This window comes from Catalinimonas alkaloidigena (genome assembly GCF_029504655.1).
GTDB classification, from domain to species: domain Bacteria; phylum Bacteroidota; class Bacteroidia; order Cytophagales; family Cyclobacteriaceae; genus Catalinimonas; species Catalinimonas alkaloidigena.
The window spans coordinates 5,730,036-5,748,654 of sequence record NZ_JAQFIL010000001.1; the positions used below are offsets into that span (position 1 = coordinate 5,730,036).

The 18,619-nt window shown below is 41.2% G+C and carries 12 protein-coding genes and 1 tRNA gene; 9 read left to right on the plus strand and 4 right to left on the minus strand.

From position 1 onward, the window contains the following. Nucleotides 1-141: 141 nt before the first annotated feature. Nucleotides 142-579 carry a Dabb family protein gene (locus tag OKW21_RS23295; RefSeq protein WP_277484090.1) on the minus strand — a complete coding sequence of 146 codons (438 nt, stop codon included), beginning with the start codon at nucleotides 577-579 and terminating at the stop codon, nucleotides 142-144. Nucleotides 580-1,036: 457 nt separating this feature from the next. On the opposite strand from OKW21_RS23295, the gene OKW21_RS23300 reads away from it, so the two are divergent. Then, complete coding sequence (locus tag OKW21_RS23300) at nucleotides 1,037-1,225, plus strand: hypothetical protein (protein WP_277484091.1); 189 nt, start codon at nucleotides 1,037-1,039, stop codon at nucleotides 1,223-1,225. On the opposite strand, the gene OKW21_RS23305 is transcribed toward OKW21_RS23300, so the two are convergent. Further along, a complete protein-coding gene (locus tag OKW21_RS23305) occupies nucleotides 1,222-2,496 on the minus strand; it encodes an AGE family epimerase/isomerase (protein WP_277484092.1) in 1,275 nt (424 codons plus the stop codon). The two genes, OKW21_RS23300 and OKW21_RS23305, sit on opposite strands and share 4 nt — an antisense overlap. Before the next feature lie 135 nt (nucleotides 2,497-2,631). Here OKW21_RS23305 and OKW21_RS23310 point away from each other — a divergent pair, with 135 nt between their 5' ends. From OKW21_RS23310 to OKW21_RS23330, 5 genes are all read left to right on the plus strand, one after another. Then, nucleotides 2,632-3,660, plus strand: coding sequence for a DUF3500 domain-containing protein (locus tag OKW21_RS23310; RefSeq protein WP_277484095.1), 1,029 nt, complete (start codon nucleotides 2,632-2,634; stop codon nucleotides 3,658-3,660). A 113-nt stretch (nucleotides 3,661-3,773) separates the two neighbouring features. After that, nucleotides 3,774-6,020, plus strand: a complete 2,247-nt coding sequence (locus OKW21_RS23315) for a hypothetical protein (protein WP_277484097.1) — start codon at nucleotides 3,774-3,776, stop codon at nucleotides 6,018-6,020. Nucleotides 6,021-6,027: 7 nt separating this feature from the next. Next, entirely contained in the window at nucleotides 6,028-8,625 is a 2,598-nt protein-coding gene (locus OKW21_RS23320; protein ID WP_277484099.1) for a Kelch repeat-containing protein, read from the plus strand. A 197-nt stretch (nucleotides 8,626-8,822) separates the two neighbouring features. Then, nucleotides 8,823-10,865, plus strand: coding sequence for a Kelch repeat-containing protein (locus OKW21_RS23325; RefSeq protein ID WP_277484101.1), 2,043 nt, complete (start codon nucleotides 8,823-8,825; stop codon nucleotides 10,863-10,865). Between the two features lie 257 nt (nucleotides 10,866-11,122). Further along, nucleotides 11,123-13,711 carry a Kelch repeat-containing protein gene (locus OKW21_RS23330; protein WP_277484103.1) on the plus strand — a complete coding sequence of 863 codons (2,589 nt, stop codon included), beginning with the start codon at nucleotides 11,123-11,125 and terminating at the stop codon, nucleotides 13,709-13,711. An 11-nt stretch (nucleotides 13,712-13,722) separates the two neighbouring features. Here OKW21_RS23330 and der read toward each other — a convergent pair whose 3' ends face one another. Together der and era are read right to left on the minus strand one after the other, a co-directional pair. After that, entirely contained in the window at nucleotides 13,723-15,030 is a 1,308-nt protein-coding gene (gene der, locus OKW21_RS23335; RefSeq protein ID WP_277484105.1) for a ribosome biogenesis GTPase Der, read from the minus strand. Between the two features lie 150 nt (nucleotides 15,031-15,180). Further along, the gene (gene era / locus OKW21_RS23340) at nucleotides 15,181-16,077 is read right to left on the minus strand and encodes a GTPase Era (protein WP_277484107.1); all 897 of its coding nucleotides are present in this window, start codon (nucleotides 16,075-16,077) and stop codon (nucleotides 15,181-15,183) included. A 92-nt stretch (nucleotides 16,078-16,169) separates the two neighbouring features. Here era and OKW21_RS23345 point away from each other — a divergent pair. The 3 genes from OKW21_RS23345 (at nucleotide 16,170) to OKW21_RS23355 (ending at nucleotide 18,569) form a co-directional block, all read left to right on the plus strand. Next, nucleotides 16,170-16,242, plus strand: a tRNA-Met gene (locus tag OKW21_RS23345). 168 nt (nucleotides 16,243-16,410) lie between these two features. Next, the gene (locus OKW21_RS23350) at nucleotides 16,411-17,784 is read left to right on the plus strand and encodes a deoxyguanosinetriphosphate triphosphohydrolase (protein ID WP_277484109.1); all 1,374 of its coding nucleotides are present in this window, start codon (nucleotides 16,411-16,413) and stop codon (nucleotides 17,782-17,784) included. A 116-nt stretch (nucleotides 17,785-17,900) separates the two neighbouring features. Further along, nucleotides 17,901-18,569 carry an endonuclease III domain-containing protein gene (locus OKW21_RS23355; protein WP_277484114.1) on the plus strand — a complete coding sequence of 223 codons (669 nt, stop codon included), beginning with the start codon at nucleotides 17,901-17,903 and terminating at the stop codon, nucleotides 18,567-18,569. Nucleotides 18,570-18,619: the final 50 nt, after the last annotated feature.

Genomic DNA, 18,619 nt, shown 5'->3' on the forward strand with positions numbered 1-18,619 from the left:
ACATAAGATAAGAGCACTGGTAAATATCAAATATTTGAAAAGAATAATTTGAGTGCATGAAAAAAAAGGGCAGCTAAGATGCATCTTAAAATGTATTAGGTAGATTGATAATGTAAAAGAGTTTTAAGAAGTACAGTTTGACTATTCTCTCACCTGCGAGTTCAGCACAATTACATTAGCCCAGCTATCTTTATTGACCTCAATAAAACGTTGATGTGCGGGATGGTTAAAGTACTCCTCAATGGCTTTTTCGCTTTCAAAAGTAGCATAATGCAGCACATCATAGTCACCGGTATTTTCATATGCTGCCGGGAAAGTCTCTCCTGCGCGATACGACAATATTTGTGGAATGCTATCCTGAAGAGATTCAAAGTATTTCATATGCGCTTGAATGGCCTCTTCAGAAGCATCTTCCTTAAACTTAAAAGCAACGACCCGCTGAATAGGCGGCGATTCTTCTGACAAAGCAGGGGTAACTTTAGGCTCTACATCAGGTTGGACCTGCTCACTTACCCGGCTTTCCTGGGGTTGACACGATAGGCATAATAGCATACTGCCAATTATCAGATATCTCTGCATGTATTCAGGTTTTAGATGAATGTAATGGTATTATTACTAATTTAAAGATTTGATTTGGCATGTACTCAAGTACAGACTGGTTAAATTAAAGCAGAGTTTTTTGTATAGCAACCCTCTTATCTTAATACCTGCTAATACCAAAAAAAGATTCTACTTCTATAATTTGCTGATGGCTTATTGCGCTTTTTAAGCACAGCAAAATTACCTGCCTACCTGTTACGTTTAGCATTTTTTTTGTTCCGCTACATAAAACTTACCAAGTTAGATTTTGACAGCTTTGGTAAACTTTAGTGTTAGAAAAACAGTATACAAACACTATGGTGAAAGATTGAGAAATATTTTTGTTATACTTTACATATTAAAAATGTAACTTTTTATTGTTTTGAATATTTTTTATCACTATTTTTATTAAATATTACATAAAAATACTTTTTCCTATTATAAAAAGTGAAGAGATATGAGTACAAGATCCGCTTTAGAACTGAAAGTTAGAATTACGATAGTATTACTTCTTTGGGCTGCCATATGCCTAACTACTTTCTCAGGACGTTCCACTATTCTAAACAGCAAACTCAAAAGTGATGCTGACCAGAAAGAGAAAAATTTGCCTGAGTATGTGATGAACTGGGGTAAACTGAACGACTAATTCAGTTTATCCCTCACATTTTTTAAGCGCTCAATAGACTGAACCATTGCCCTGACAGTGTGATAGTTTACTTTCCAGGAGTGGCTCATATGGGTCCAAACAGGTTCACCTTTACGGCTTAATAAAGGCCACCACTCTCCTACCGGATGATGAATCATCTTATCAAATACAAAGCGATGAACATTTTCATATACCTTCAGGTATTTTTCATCACCGAAGGTAAGGTAGGCCTGTAACATCCCAATCAGCACTTCTGCCTGCTGCCAGAACTCTTTTTCCCGATCATAGACCTCACCTGCATGCGAGCCTTCTACGTAGACCCCACCATGGGTTTCATCTATTCCGTAATTCACCGCATGCTCGTAGGAAGCTTTGAGCACTGAAACATAATCTTTAGTGTCTATCTTGAGTATCTTTAAGGCATGGGTGAAAAGCCAGGCAAATTCCACATTATGCCCGTAACTGGTATTATCATCAGCCTGCTTTTTAGCTCCATCTTCCGTAAAGCGGTCCCAGCCCCAGACAATATCAAATTTGATCTGAGGAGCTACTTCCCAGTTCGGATAAAACTGAGGAACGCCTGTACGATATTTAGGGTGCAATATCCTTTTTAGCATAATGTCAATCACTTCTAGGAGTTTGCGACGATGTACAGGAAGCTGGCTGCATTCATAAAGACTGGTGAAAGCTTCCATCAGGTGCATATGTACATCCAATGTCTTACGATCACCTCCCGCAGCTCCCGGCCCTTTAAGCTGCCAATCGCGAGTAAACATTTCAAAATAGCCCCCATACATGGTATCAGCACAATACTTCTGTATCAGATCAAAGACTTTGCAGGCATACTCCAGTCCAATATCATCACCAGAGGCCATCGTATATTCACAAAGGCTGTAGATGGCAAAACTATGACCATATAATATCTTTTCATCTATTTTGACATTAGCCTTGCGATCCAGTAGCCAATAAAAACCACCATATTCCCGATCCCACATGTGGTTAATCAGGAAATCTACTCCATGTCTTGCGTACTCAAGACACTTACCCTCACCATAACCTGCCCGATGGGCTGAGGAAAAAGTATATACGCAACGTGTCTGGGCAATGAGAGATTTTTCATCTGTTTCCGCATCTTTACCGTCTTTGTCAAAGTGGGTGATGAAGCCTCCGTGCTCCTCATCTTTACTGCGGTCCAGCCAGAAGGGAAGTAACTCTTGTTTTAAGTGCTGTTCTGCCTCTTGCAGAAAGTCTTGAATTTGCTGTGTATTCATATAAGTTTAGGTTGTTAGTATACTGCTAAAGCTAAATGAATGTAAAAAGAAAACCAATGAAGAAGCACCCAAAAGGTAGGGGATAGCAGAACATTTTTGTAAATTCAATATATACAGATGCCTAATACAACAAGCATGAAAAAGCTCACCTACACCAGCCTTATTATACTGATCAGTATTTTTATATTTCAAAATTTTGTCCCAAGGGCAAATGAAGACTCAGTCTTGCGAAGTGCACAGGCTTTCCTCAATTCACTCAATGAGAACCAACTGGATAAAGCTACCTTTTCACTGGCAGATGAAGAACGCTACAACTGGAACTTTACCCCTGTTCCCCGGCAAGGACTTCCTATCAAAGAAATGACGGATGCCCAGCAAGAAGCCGCTTTCTCCCTGATGAGGGCCTCACTCAGTGCTGAAGGCTACGAAAAGGCACAGCAGGTTAGAGAGCTGGAAGAAATACTGAGAGGAGTTGAAGGCCGTAGCCCCGATGATACTTACCGCGATCCCGACAACTATTATTTTACTGTTTTCGGAAAACCCGCGCATGATGAAGCCTGGGGGTGGCGCTTTGAAGGACACCATATTTCGCTCAATTTTTCCTCAGTCAGCGACGAAATTGTATCCGTTACACCTACTTTTTTCGGATCAAACCCTGCCAAAGTACCCTCAGGGCCTCGCAAAGGCTGGAGAATTCTGGAACCGGAAGAAGACCTGGGCAGAGCATTGGTAAAATCACTTAGTCAGGAACAGCAGAAAACAGCTTTGATCGCAGAGGAAGCTTACCCGGATATAGTAACCAGTAATGATAAGGTCGCAAACATATCAAAGATGGAAGGACTTGCTTACAGCCAGATGACGCAAGAACAGCAGGAGCAACTGATACAACTGATTGAGGTATATTATAGTGTACATAAACCTGAGATCGCGAAAGAAGCTATGTTACGTATAAAAAAAGCGGGTTTGGAGAATATTCGTTTTGCCTGGGCAGGAAGTTATGAGGTAGGTGACAAACATTATTACCGTATCCATGGGCCGGGCTTTGTAATAGAATATGATAACACCCAGAATGACGCCAATCATATTCACACCGTCATCCGTGATATGGAAAAAGACTTTGGAGAAGATATACTCAGTAAGCATTATGAGGAAGCACACAATTGATTTGCTGAAACTTAATTAATTTTCTGTGTAGTGTAAGGTATCAGGAAAGCCCATCAAATTCTCCTGAAGTCTATCGGTAATTTTAAGGCCAATTACCAACAGACTTTAGAAGGATGTTCAAAAATTTATTCTATACCATTCTCATTTTAGTTTCAATATTCTCCTGCCGCGAGGAGGAGGTCATCATCATACAACAGCCTGCTGACCCAGTAATAGAAGACTCTACCAGTAATAGCAAGGTAAATATCAATGGCTATGTACAGAAAGGACCCTTTATCAACGGAACTACGTTGATCATTACCGAACTGGATGACTCGCTGGCAGCCACCGGCAAAACTTTTACTACCCAGATCACTGATAATCGTGGTTCTTTCTTTATCAAAACCAGCCAGCTAGACTATACCAACCTTCAACTCATTGCGACTGGCTTTTATTTTGATGAAGTCAAAGGTAAAAAGTCTGCCGCACAGCTCACGCTCTTTGCGCTGGCCGATGTCTCTACGGATGCCAGAATTAATGTCAACATCCTTTCTCATCTGGAAAAAGACCGGGTGCTTTATCTTATCAATCAGGGCAAAGACTTTCTGGAAGCCAAAGCACAAGCCCAGGCTGAAATCCTGGCCATTTTCGGCATTGAAAAAGAAGATATGCAACATTCTGAGCTACTTGACATCTCACAGGCAGGTGAAGATAATGCTATTCTACTTGCCATTTCTGCCATTCTACAAGGAGAGAATTCCGTAGCCCAACTTTCTGAATTACTGGCAGATATCAGCACTGACCTTAGGGAAGATGGTATGGTGAACAGTGAGAAAATTCTAGAAGCCCTCAAACACAATGCCATCAATCTTGATCTTCCGGCTATCCGACAACATCTGGTAAAAAGATATGAAGAACTAAGCGTAGAGGCCAGCATCGCCAACTTTGAACAGTATGTAGACAGTGATGGGGATGGAATACTAAATAAAGATGATGATAATACGCCCGATGAATTTGTCTTCACTGCTGTAGAGAACGCTAAGCGTAATACTGTTTATCTCTCAGAAGTAGTTACTATAAGTGGATTACCCTATCCGGCAATCGCCCAGCTTAGTGAAGGTGAGCTGATTAAGAACGGAGAAAGCATAGGGCAAGATACTGCTTATGTCAGCGATGGAGATGAGCTGCAAATTAAAATGATTAGTCCTATAAGCTGGGGCGGACAGATTTCTTCTCTACTCACTGTAGGAGATTATCAGACATCTTTTGCGCTGAGCAATGAGGCTTATCCCTGGGCGACTGCTGTTTCTGGCTACCTGCAGGTAGGACCTTTTTCCAATGGAGCTTCATTTGCTTTAACACAACTGGATTCTAGCCTCAGTAAAACTGATAAAAGCTTCAACACCCAAACTACCAACAGCCAGGGCGCTTATCAAAAGGGAGAAATAGAAGTAGATTACCCCTGGGCAATAGTTGAGGGAAAAGGGTATTACTATGATTTTATCAATACACAAACTTCAGAAAGTGAGATGCAACTCAATGCTTATACTGATTTGTCTACCAATGATCAAATTAATGCTAATGTGCTCACGCACCTGGAAGTACCAAGAGTAAAATACCTGATGAATTCAGGACTAAGTTTCACTGAAGCCAAACAGCAGGCACAGAAGGAAGTGCTGGCAGTATTTGAAATTCAGGAAGACATTTCTACCCTCTCCGAGCATTTTGACATTACAAAGAACAATACAGAAGGAGCTATTCTGCTTGCCATATCTGCCATACTGCAAGGCTATGAAAGTACCGGAACTTTGCAGGAATTATTACGGAATATCAGCGAAGACCTGGAAACTGATGGTACGCTGGACAATCCGGTATTAGGTTCAGCTTTGATCAATAATGCCATGTATTTGAATCTGGCCTCCATTCGTACGACTGTAAATAACAAATACAAAGAATTAGGTAAAACCATTACTGTGGCTGATTTTGAGAAGTGTATAAAGGCTTTTATAAACACTACTGAATTTACGCTGACGAAGAAAATTGAATATCCTGCTTCTGGAATATATGGAGAGAATATCTTAAGTGGTAAAAAAACTAAATATCCAAAAGAAACTCGTGAAATAGGTGCTTATGTAAATTTACCTTCTCATTCAAAATTAGACATCAGAATTACAGCGATCAATCCGAAAAATTTTTCCTTTGGAACCTTGGTAAGAGAAGGATGGACTTACGTTGATTCAAAAAATGGATTAGTCATTTTGAGAGCAAACCAGACAGGGGAGATCAAGTTTCAGATAGACATTTTTGAAGATACCAAAATTGAAGTATTTGAAAATGGAGCTACTACACCCACACGTATAATAAATATTGATGCTTATTAATTTGGCTATGCGAAACTTTATAATATCGACCTTAATATTATCAATACTTGCTGTCATTAGTTGCCGCGAGGATGAGGAAGTCATTGATACTCCTCCGGTGGTTGTGGATTCAACTCTGACAGTGGATATTTCCGGATATGTGCAGAAAGGACCATTCATCAATGGGACAGCGATTACGGTATCCGAACTAGATAAAAAACTGGTCACTACCGGAAAGAACTTCACTACCCAGATTGCTGACAACAAAGGTTCATTCAGCCTGAAAGGCATCAAGCTCAAATCCAATTTTGTACAGCTACAAGCCGATGGTTTTTACTTTGATGAAGTGAAAGGAGAAAAGTCCGCTGCCCAACTCACGCTCTTTGCCCTTTCCGATCTAAAAGATATTACAAACATCAATGCCAACCTGCTCTCACACATGGAAAGAACGAGGGTCATCTACCTGATGCAGGAAGAAGAGAAAAGCTTTGTGGATGCTAAACAACAGGCTCAGCAGGAAATACTGACCGTCTTTGGGATTGAAAAAGAGGACATTCAACACTCTGAAGTTCTGGATATTTCTCAGGAAGGCGATGATAATGCTATCCTATTGGCAATTTCAGCCATACTACAGGCCGATAACTCTGTAGCCGAACTTTCAGAGTTGGTAGCCAATATCATCACTGACTTAAGAGAAGATGGCGTGCTTAATAGCGAAACCAGCAAAACCAAGCTTAGAGAGCAAGCCATGTCACTCAATTTGCCTCAGATCAGAGCTCATCTGGAGAAGCGCTATGCGGATATGGGTGTAGAAGCCAGCATCCCTAACTTTGAGCAGTATATTGACAGTGATGGAGATGGTATTCTGAATAAAGATGAAGATGATACTCCTGAGAACTTTGAATTTACCACGCAAAAAGATGTAGCCATTAATACCAAAGTTATTTCCAATGCTGTCAAGATAAGTGGGCTGAAAGAAGGAGGCACTGCCGATGCAGTCGTGCAGAATGGGCATATCCTTTTGAATGATAAGCTGCTAGAAGACTCGGTCGTCCAAATCAGGAACGGCGATCAGCTACAACTTCAGCTTACTTCCAGTAGTGGTTATATGGACACGGTAAGCACTAAAATTACGATTGGAACACTAGTCAAAAGCTTCACCGCCATTAGCGATGACTATACTCCTGATGCTTTCAGCTTTACTGCTCAAAAAGATGTAGCCATTGATTCTTTCTACACTTCCAATACCATTACCGTAAGTGGAATCCCTTTCGCTACACCGCTCAAAATTGAAGGTGGAACCATGATCAAAAACGGTGAAGAACTGGAAAGCGACACTACATCAGTGAAAAACGGAGATGAACTGGCTGTCAAACTACTTTCCAGCAGTGAGTTTGAGGCCAACACCTCAGCGCTGGTAGATATTAATGGCATAAGTGCCAGCTTCAGCATTATTACTGACGATTATACACCTGATCCATTCAGCTTTACCTCTATTGAAAATGCGGAAAGAGATTCAGTTTATACTTCTAATACCATTACTATCAGTGGACTTCCTCATGCTACGCCAATATTTCTAGACTCTGGATCTTTATTCATTAATGGAAAAGTTGTATCAAACGAAAGTGCTACGGTAAAGGATGGAGATAAGGTTATGATACAATTGACTTCTAAAAATGATTTTGATCATGTATCTAAAGCTTTATTGCAAATTAACACTTTTAATAGAACTTTTGAGGTTAGCACTCCCGACAATGTATGGCAACAAATTACTGTTCACCCGGGAGGAATAGGTAATATAGAAATATCTGGCTTTGTGATTGATAATAAGATTTATATCGGCCCCGGAGACATAAACCGTAGATACTTTTACGAATATAACCCTGGCACTAAACAGTGGACCCAAAAAGCCGATCTTCCAAAGATAATAGATGATCAAGGAGATGAAAATGAATTACGTGGAAGAGGCACAGGGTTTTCTGTCAATGGCAAAGGTTATCTATTTGGTCTTTATAATGGATGTGAATCCCACGCATTTTTTGAGTATGATCCGGATACCGATATATGGACGAAAAAGGCGGATTATCCGGCTATGGGGGTGTGTGATATGGTATCTTTTTCTATAGGTGATTACGGATATATGGAAGGTTGGCGGTACGACCCATCTCATGATCTTTGGACAGAAATTGCAAAGACACCTTTTCTAGAAGAGAAACGTGCAGAGCTTCGTGCAGGTTTTTCCACCAAAGAAAAAGGTTATACAATTTTAAATAACAATTTCTGGGAATATGATCCTGGTACTGATACCTGGAAACAACTTAGTGATTACCCAGGAGAGCCATCATCTCGTCACTTCGTTGACTTCGTTATTGGTGAATACGCTTATGTAGGCAGTAGTGTATCTGCATATGACCTTGACCCTGAGAGAGAAACTATATATGCAGGATCACATGAGAAAACAAGTTTCTGGAGATATGAATTTAAAACTGATACCTGGAAAAAGATTGATATTGGCTCATTCTATTTTCAGTATACTTTCAATTGCAGCGCTTCAGAAAAAGGCTATCATTGGAGAAATGATAACTGGTCTCCAAATATATACGAGTTCACCCCACCGCAGGAGTAGGCTGATATTGCCTACTTCTCTCTGAAGTGTATCCTGATACACATACATTCAAAACTAAAGTAAGAATGTATATTTCACATAGTGAGTTTCAGTTTTCATGCGTATAACTTATGTAAATAATCAAACAAATCACCCTTATATTTACATATAAATACTTAACATACTATATTTATGGCGTATTATCATTAATATTTATTATGAGCAAACACTTAATTTTACTAGCGCTTATATCAATTTCCCTGATTAGCTGCCATGAAGATGAAGTAAATGAGCCAGAAATAAAGGTCAACTTATCCGGTTATGTGCAGAAAGGCCCCTTTCTGAATGGCTCAACCGTTATGATCATTGAACTGGATGATGCGCTTCAGCCCAGCGGAAGAACTTTTAGTACTGAAGTTCAGGACAATCAGGGTACATTTTCTTTTAGCGATATCAGCCTGATTTCTCCTTACGTACAAGTGGTAGGTGAAGGATTTTACTATAATGAAGTAAAGGGTGAAGCGTCTTCTGCCCCCTTAACGCTTAAGGCATTGGTAGATATCACGGATAAGTCAACGGTCAATCTCAATGTATTGCTGCATCTGCAGAGAGAAAGGGTAAGCTATCTGATAGAACAAGGAAAGTCATTTGAGGAAGCCAAAACACAGGCGATGCAGGAAATTATACACGTTTTTGGGATAGAAAAAAATACTGTTGCTGATGCCGAAATGATGGACATTTCCAAAGAAGGAGATGATCATGCCATCCTGCTGGCCGTTTCTGCCACCTTACAGGGGAGGCTTACGGTAGCTGAGCTCTCCGAACTGCTGGCCGGTATCAGTACAGATGTAAAAGAAGATGGAAAACTGGACAGTGAAGCGATACAGGAAAAAATCCGTGCCGGTGCCACTTATGCCAGTGCAGGGGTTATCAGAGAAAATCTCACCGAACGCTACAAAGCGCTGGGAACAGATATTACCTTACCTGATTTTGAAAAGTATCTGGATAGTGATGGGGATGGAATCATCAACTCAGAAGATGACGAAATGCCGGAGGCATTTGCTTTTACCCCTGTCACCAAAGCTAAAATGGATACTTTTTATGTGTCCGAGACCATTATGCTGGAGGGGCTTCCCCATCCTGCAGAAAGCTGGCTGTCCGGAGCAGGCGCCCGCCTGATCGTCAACGGAGAAGAAAAAGAAAATGGAATTGCTCTTTCCGAAGGAGATGAGATAGCCATCAAACTGCCAACCGGTGATGAGTACTCCACCACCCATACTGCCGAACTGACGGTAGGAAAATTTACGACACAGTGGACAGTGACCACTGCTGCCAACCCGCTTCAGACGATAGGGTATCCCGGACATTCGGAATACTCCTTAACAACTTTTGTGTGGGGAAACAATCTGTTTGCAGGCCTGGGGGAGGACATTGGTTTTGCTGCCAGAAAAGAGTGGTATGCCTATGATACAAACGATGAGCAGTGGGGGCCAAAAGCTAACTTTCCTGGCAATGCTGATGTCAACATCAGGCTTTCTGCAAAGGATAAATTTTATGCCGGGCTGGGTGAAAATGGGCAGGCTATCTGGCAATATGATCCTGTTGCGGATACCTGGACAGCTATCGCCGACTTTCCTGGTCAGGCCACTACTTACTTTACCTATGCTAGTGGCAGTAAATGGTATGCCGGACTGGGAGATAATGGTAATGCCCTGTGGGAATATGACCCTGCTACCAACACCTGGTCGGCTATTGCTGATTTTCCGGCAGGAGCTTCAGCAATCCAAACTTTTACTATCCATGATAAAGTATTTGCCAGCCTTACTTTTCAGGAATCCGGAAAATCCGCTGAAATATGGCAATTTGATACAGTGAGCAAATCATGGAAATCCGTAGGAAATGCCGAAGCCTCAAACTTTCTTTTTGCCATAGATGAAAAGGGGTATTTCGCCAGAGAAAACTCCTCTGAGCTCCTCAGCTTTTCGCCTGCTACCGCTTCCTGGACCACTGTAACCACATTGCCCCAATCCAAACCCAAATTTGGTTTCTCAATGCAGGGCAAAGGCTATTTGTATTTTGATACTGACTTCAAAAATTCACTCTACGCCTATGACCTTGCCAGTAACACCATAACGCAAATCAAAGGGATTGAGCAGGAGTCCCGTATTTTTACTTTTGCCGTGACTGCTGAAAATTATGCTATTTTATGTACCAGCGTCAGCACTGCCATGGGAAGCTCATTTTATAGGTTTTCTCCTTAGCGCTATGCGGTTTCTACAATAAACATTCAAAGCCATAAGCCATGTTAATTCCTAGTAAAGCTCCTATCCTCATCAGGAGCTTTTTTCATTTACTCTAAAAGATCAAATTGCTGGGCGCATCTTTTCTCCAAAACCTGTGAGATTCTTCCAACTCCAATTCAAGGAAGCTTAGCATACTTATTGGTAAATTTAATTTTTTTACTATAAAAAATACATTTATGAGTATATTTACATAAAAAGGTAAATATAAACTTGTAATGAAAATATTTATAAGCTCCACCCTACTATTCATTTTTTGCTTTTTCATCTTATTGTCCTGCCGCGAGGATGATGAGGTCATCAGTACACCACCCATTGCAACAGATTCTACCCTCACCATTGACCTTTCCGGTTATGTGCAGAAAGGCCCATTTATTAATGGGACAGCTATCACTTTGGGTGAACTCAATGAAAACTTACTAGCTACCGGTAAGAATTTCACTACTCAAATCAATGACAATAAGGGAGCTTTCAATTTTAAGGAAGTACCGCTTAACTCCCCCTTTGTACAACTTCAGGCCAATGGCTTCTATTTTGATGAAGTGAAAGGGGAAAAGTCTGCTGCACAGCTCACCATCTTTGGCTTAGCTAAGGTTACTGATGCTACTTCGGTCAATGTCAACCTGCTTTCCTACCTTGAGTTTAGTAGGGTAGCCTACCTTATGCAGGAAGAAGAAAGTGCTTTTGAAGAGGCTAAGCAGAAAGCCCAAAAAGAAATTCTAACCATTTTCGGTATAGAAACTGACAGCATTGGCTATTCCGAAACGCTGGACATTTCACATGATGGCGATGATAATGCCATACTTCTGGCTATTTCAGCAATACTTCAAGCCAATAATACCGTAGCTGAGCTTTCTGAACTTCTGGCCAACCTGATCACTGACCTCAAAGAAGATGGTGTGCTCAATAGCGAGACTACCAAAACCAAGCTTAGAGAGCAAGCCATGTCACTCAATTTGCCTCAGATCAGAGCTCATCTGGAAAAGCGCTATGCGGATATGGGCGTAGAAGCCAGCATTCCTAACTTTGAGCAGTACATTGACAGTGATGGGGACGGTATCCTCAACAAAGATGAAGATGATACGCCGGAGGATTTTACTTTTACATTACAAAATGATGTAGCCATCAATACCAAAGTTATTTCCAATGCTGTCAAGATAAGTGGACTGAAAGAAGGAGGCACTGCCGATGCTGTTGTGCAGAATGGGCATATCCTTTTGAATGATAAGCTGGTAGAAGACTCAGTAACGCAAGTAAAAAACGGCGATCAGCTACAACTTCAGCTTACCTCCGGTAGCGATTATATGGACACGGTAAGCACTAAAATTACGATTGGAACTTTAGTCAAAAGCTTCACCGCCATTAGCGATAATTATATTCCTGAAGCTTTCAGTTTCACGGCGCAGAAAGATGTAGCCGTTGATTCTTTCTACACTTCCAATACCATTACCGTAAGTGGGATACCCTACGAAACACCGCTCAAAATTGAAGACGGAATCATCATCAAAAACGGTAAAGAACTGGAAAGCGACACTACATCAGTGAAAAACGGAGATGAACTGGCTGTCAAATTGCTTTCCAGCAGTGAGTTTGAGGCCAGCACCTCAGCGCTGGTAGATATTAATGGCATAAGTGCCAGCTTCAGCATTACTACCGATGACTACTCTCCTGATCCTTTCAGCTTCACGCCTATTGAAAATGCTAAGAGAGATTCGGTTTATACTTCTAATACGATTACTATCAGCGGACTGCCTCACCCCACTCCTATTGGAGTAGCACAGTTTTCTACAGATAATGGCATTATATATGTCAATGGAAATGAATACTTAGACAACACGTTCAGTCTGAAAAATGGTGATGAAGTATTTATAAAGATAAGTTCTTCTAAAGAGTTTTCCTCTATCACTAACGCTTCATTATCCATTAATAATATAATTAGCCTATTTCAAGTCACTACGGAGCAAAATCCTCTAAGAGTAATTGATAATAACATTCCTTTTAAATATCGCACTAATTATGATGGTATTTATCTAGATCGTTCTCTGTATATTATTACTGGAGATAAACTTTATGAATTTAGTTTGACTGACAAAACCTGGAATAAAAAAGCTAATTACCCTGGAGGATATGTTGATTGGCTCACATTTTTTTCCATTAATAACAAACTCTATGCTGGACTAGGGTGGGATGACCCTAAAGTAGCAATGGCCGATAAAAACTTTTGGGAATATGATCCCAATACCAATATTTGGAAAGAAGTCGCTTCGTTTCCTGGAAGAAAAAGGTACAGTGCAAAAAGTTTTGTAGTCGGTAAAAAAGCATATGTTGGCCTTGGAAACAGTGGTGATCCTAGTGATATATTAAAAGATATTTGGGAATATAACCCTGAAACAAACCTATGGACTCAAATCACAAATTATCCTGGTAACATAAACAGTAGTAACGACAGGATAATAGCACAAATATTAAACTCAAATATGTTTATAGGTTCACCCATCGTTAATGAATCTTCTAGTACTTTTGAGTTAGAGTATTGGCAATATGATATAAATAATAATGCTTGGAAAAAAAGAGCGAATAACCATCATATTAATACTACTGCTAATCAAGGTTTTGTTCTTTATGATAAAGGATATATCTTAAGTAAAAACTCCCTTTCATTTTATAATTACGATACCAATATTTGGAGTAAATCAATATATCTTCCTTTCTCAGATACTGATCTCAAAATAATCTTCACAAGCCCAAAAAGTATATATTTCATCAATGGCTATTCTCTATACGAATTCACCCCACCCCAGGAGTAGGCCGCATTTGCCTACTTCTGCCTGAAGAATATGTTCAAAGGCACGCCTTCAAAGTTAAAGTGTCCTCTTAGTTTATTCTCCAGGTAACGTTTATAGGCGTTCTTTACATATTTGGGATGGTTGCAGAAAAAGGCAAAAGAGGGTGTTCTGGTCGGTAATTGCGTAATATACTTGATCTTAATATGCTTACCTTTGACCGAAGGCGGTGGATAATGCTCAATATCTTTACCCAGCAGGTCATTTAGTTTGGAAGTACTGATACGTCGCTGGCGGTTTTCATAAATCTCAGAAGCTTTTTCTATCGCCTGAAACACTCTCTGTTTGGTGGCCATAGAGGTAAAGACAATGGGGATATAGTTAAATTCGCCCAAGCGCTCATCAATCTGCTTTTTGTATGCCAGCGCTGTTTTGGTATCTTTCTCTATCAAATCCCATTTATTAACCAAAATCAGTATGCCTTTCCTGTGTTTGTCGGCGAGCTGCACGATATTCATATCCTGCGCTTCCATCCCCCTTTGTGCATCCAGCATGATGATGCAGATGTCGCTGTCTTCCAGTGCCTGTACAGAGCGAATAGTGGAGTAAAATTCTATATTATCCGAAATCTTGGCTTTCTTCCGTAGCCCTGCGGTGTCAATCAGGATAAAATCCTTTCCGTACAGCTTATAACGAGAATGTAATGCATCGCGCGTAGTACCGGCAACATCAGTAACGATGCTACGCTCCTCTCCCAAAAGCACATTCAGAAAAGACGATTTGCCTACATTGGGCCGGCCCAAAATAGCCAGCCGGGGAATGCCCGCTTCCGGATCCTCATCATCATCGGCCGGAAAGTGGGAAACGACGGCATCCAGAAGATCACCGGTACCTGAGCCGCTTACGGATGAGATAGGAAAAACTTCTCCCAGACCTATGCCATAAAACTCAGAGGCCATAAACGAACGCTCATGGTTATCCGCCTTATTGGCGACGATATAAAGAGGCTTCTGGGTACCCCGCAGAATATTGGCAAAGCTCTCATCCAGATCTGTGATGCCGGTTTCACAGTCTACCATAAAAAGAATTACGCTAGCCTCATTGATCGCCAACTGCACCTGCGTACGTATTGCACCCTCAAAAATATCGTCAGAATTGGCTACATAACCTCCGGTATCAATTACTGTAAAGTGCAGTCCATTCCATTGTCCATAACCATAATGCCGGTCACGGGTCACGCCACTCACATCATCCATAATGGCCTTGCGTTGCTCAATTAAACGGTTGAACAGCGTTGACTTCCCTACATTGGGCCTACCTACGATCGCTACTATATTTGACACTTTATTTTTATCTTATGGTTCTTGGTTCTGAATGTTACGGTTTTTGGTTCTTAGTTCTGTGTCTAGTTGTGTTATAGTTAAAAAAGATGAAAATTAATAACCATAGCACCCTAATACCTTAAACTATAACGCTTAGAACCATAACACTATTTATCTATAGCCAAAATTATGAAGTTTCGGCTGCTTTTTACGCCAATCGGGAGAAACTTTCACAAATTGCTCTAAGTAAACCTGCTTGGCAAAAAACTTTTCCAGGTCAGCCCGGGCTTCTATACCCACTTTTTTGATAGCTTCTCCTCCTTTTCCAATCAGTATTCCCTTCTGACTTTTACGCTCCACGAAGATCTCAGAACGCATGCGGATGATACTTTCGTCTTCTTTAAACTCAGTAACTACTACCTCACAACTGTAGGGAACTTCTTTCTTATAATTTTTAAAAATCTTCTCCCGAATGATCTCAGCTGCAAAGAAACGCTCAGGCTTATCGGTAAGTTCATCTTTGGGGAAATATGGCGGGTGCTCAGGAAGCCGGCGTAAAATAGCTTCGAAAACCTCAGAAATATTTAAACCTTCCAGTGCGGAAACCAGCATGGCTTCTTCGGGCTTAAGAATTTCCTGCCAGTAAGCCATCTTATCTTCAGCTTGTGAGCCTTTGGCAAGATCAATTTTGTTCATGACCAGAATGACCGGCACCTCTGCTTCTTTAAGCCTTTCAATATGCTCCTCTTCCTGATATTTTTCGTAGAGGTCGGTTACAAAGAGGATGACATCCGCATCTTCCAGGGCTACACTTACAAAGCGCATCATAGACTGGTGTAGCTCATATTCCGGCTTCAGGATGCCCGGGGTATCGGAGTACACCACCTGAAAATCATCGCTCGGTGATGATCCATTGATGATGCCCATAATGCGATGTCGGGTGGTTTGGGCCTTGGAAGTGATGATAGAAAGCCGTTCACCCACCAGTTGGTTCATCAGGGTAGACTTCCCCACATTAGGCTTCCCTACGATACTCACAAATCCAGCTTTATGTTTTTTAGCTTCCATCTAGAAAAATTTTTACAAAGATATTTGATTAAAAAATAAAAAGCGCTACTTTTGTATCCTCTTAAGCGAAAAAGACGTTTAAAAATATACATCGCGGGGTGGAGCAGTTGGTAGCTCGTCGGGCTCATAACCCGAAGGTCACAGGTTCGAGTCCTGTCCCCGCTACTCATTAACCTGAAGTTCTCACTTCAGGTTTTTTTGTTTTTATTCCTTCTAAATGCTCAAGTTACAATTTTTATAATAATTCATTTGTCTGTTTCCATTTTGCAGATTCAGACATTCTGCCCATCTTGTTTGCTGTTCATTTGAGCTTGTAGTAATCGCAGAGACATCATGCACTGGAATCATCTTTTTTCTCCTGTCCGCTTAGGTGTGGAAGATCGCCCTACGCATACGGATATGATCCGTAATCCTTATCAGCAGGATTATGACCGGCTTATCTTTTCTTCTCCTTTCCGGCGTTTGCAAAATAAAACCCAGGTTTTTCCGCTGCCCGGTAGTGTATTTGTCCATAATCGCTTAACACATAGTCTAGAAGTAGCTTGTGTAGGAAGATCACTGGGCAATATCATCGGGCACCGTATCGCGGATGAGTACCCTGAGGAAGAAGCCCGGTTTGAGCACTTTTACCGCAACGAAATGGGTTCGGTGATCAGTGCGGCCTGCATCGCCCATGACATTGGCAATCCACCTTTTGGTCATTCAGGAGAAAAAGCGATTTCTACCTATTTTACCAATCTGGAAGGGGAAATCAGAAGCCTTTTAGAAGACAGTTTTAACCCCAGCCAGTGGAACGACCTGACCAATTTTGAAGGAAATGCCAACGGTTTACGGCTGCTGACGCATCAGTTTAAAGAGCGGAGCTATGGCGGCTTACGACTTACCTACACTACTTTGGCAGCTATGGTAAAGTATCCCTGTGAATCGTCTATAGGCCTGGATAAAAACCGCAAGAGCCGGAGCAAGTTTGGGTTCTTTCATTCAGAAATTGAGACTTTTAACAAAATTGCAGCCGAACTGAAAATCAAAGCTACTTCTGATGCTCCCCAGGCTTATGTACGCCACCCTTTTGTGTACCTGGTAGAAGCGGCTGATGACATCTGCTATCAGGTAATTGACTGGGAGGATGCCCACCGACTTAAGATCATTAGCACAGAGGAAGCGCAAAATCAGCTCTTACAGTTTTTTGCCGACTCCCCCGAGCATTATCAAAAGCATAAAACAAATGCGCTCAAAATTCAGGACCTGAATGAAAGAATGGGTTACCTGAGAGCAGTGACAATCAATAGCCTGGTGAATGAGTGCGCAGAAATTTTCTGGCAAAATCGTGATGCGATCCTGAAAGGTACTTATGAGAAAAGTTTGCTGGATGAATTGTCAGATACTTTGGGCAAAGCATTTCAAGCTTTACAAAGCAAATCTGTGGACCGCATTTACAATTATCGCCCGGTAGTAGAGATTGAGCTAGCCGGCTATAAGATTCTGGGAGGTTTACTGGAAGAGTTTGTACCGGCAGTACTGGATATGAAAGGCCATCAAAGTAAGAAACTACTTCGCTTACTTCCCCTCCAGTTTCAACCCGATGGAAATACCAGTCTGTATGAAAAAGTACAATCAGTTGTGGATTTCGTTTCTGGAATGACCGATCTCTACGCGGTTGATCTTTTCCGCCATATCAAAGGAATTTCTTTGCCGGAGTTACGCTAAGCAAAACATACAGGCAGCAATACTTATTTAGAAATAGAAAAGGGACAAAAGTTTAGAGATTCACAGATTAGTCATTATCTCTAAGAACCTTCAACTTTTAACCTTTAACTATTTCCATGTCTGGAAAAGAAGCATTTAATATTGATCTGGCAATAAGTCTGTTGCGAAAAGAAGTTGCAGGACTTCCCAAGGCTGCCCTTTTTGACCTCTACGATCAGGGCTATACTTCTTTATTTGAGCAGTTGGTCACCTGCATGATTTCCATACGCACTTATGATGAAGTTACCGTACCAACTGCTATTCAGCTTTTTGAGAAGGCACGAACCCCCAAAGCAATGGCAAAGCTATCGGTAGAAGAAATTGATACTGCCATTCAGGCTAGCACTTTTCATGCTGCTAAGGCCCAACAGATTCTTGATATTGCTGAAAAGATCATGGATGAACATAAAGGACAGCTAGCCTGTGATTTTGATACTTTACTCTCTTTCAGTGGAGTGGGTCCCAAGTGTGCAAACCTGGCATTAGGCATTGCCTGCCAGCAGATGCGCATTGGCGTAGATATTCATGTGCACAGAATAACTAACCGTTGGGGTTATGTACAAGGCAAAACACCTGAGAAGACCATGCTGGCGCTTGAAGAAAAACTGCCGGAACAATACCGGGTAGAAATAAATCGTCTGCTTGTACCTTTTGGCAAACACGTTTGTAAGGGTACTATTCCTCTGTGTTCTCATTGCCCGTTAGAATCTATGTGCCAGCAAGTGGGAGTAAGTAATCCCCGTTAGAAAACAGTTTGCCAGGTATTTCTTTTATTGAAAAAAGGGGAAGTATACTT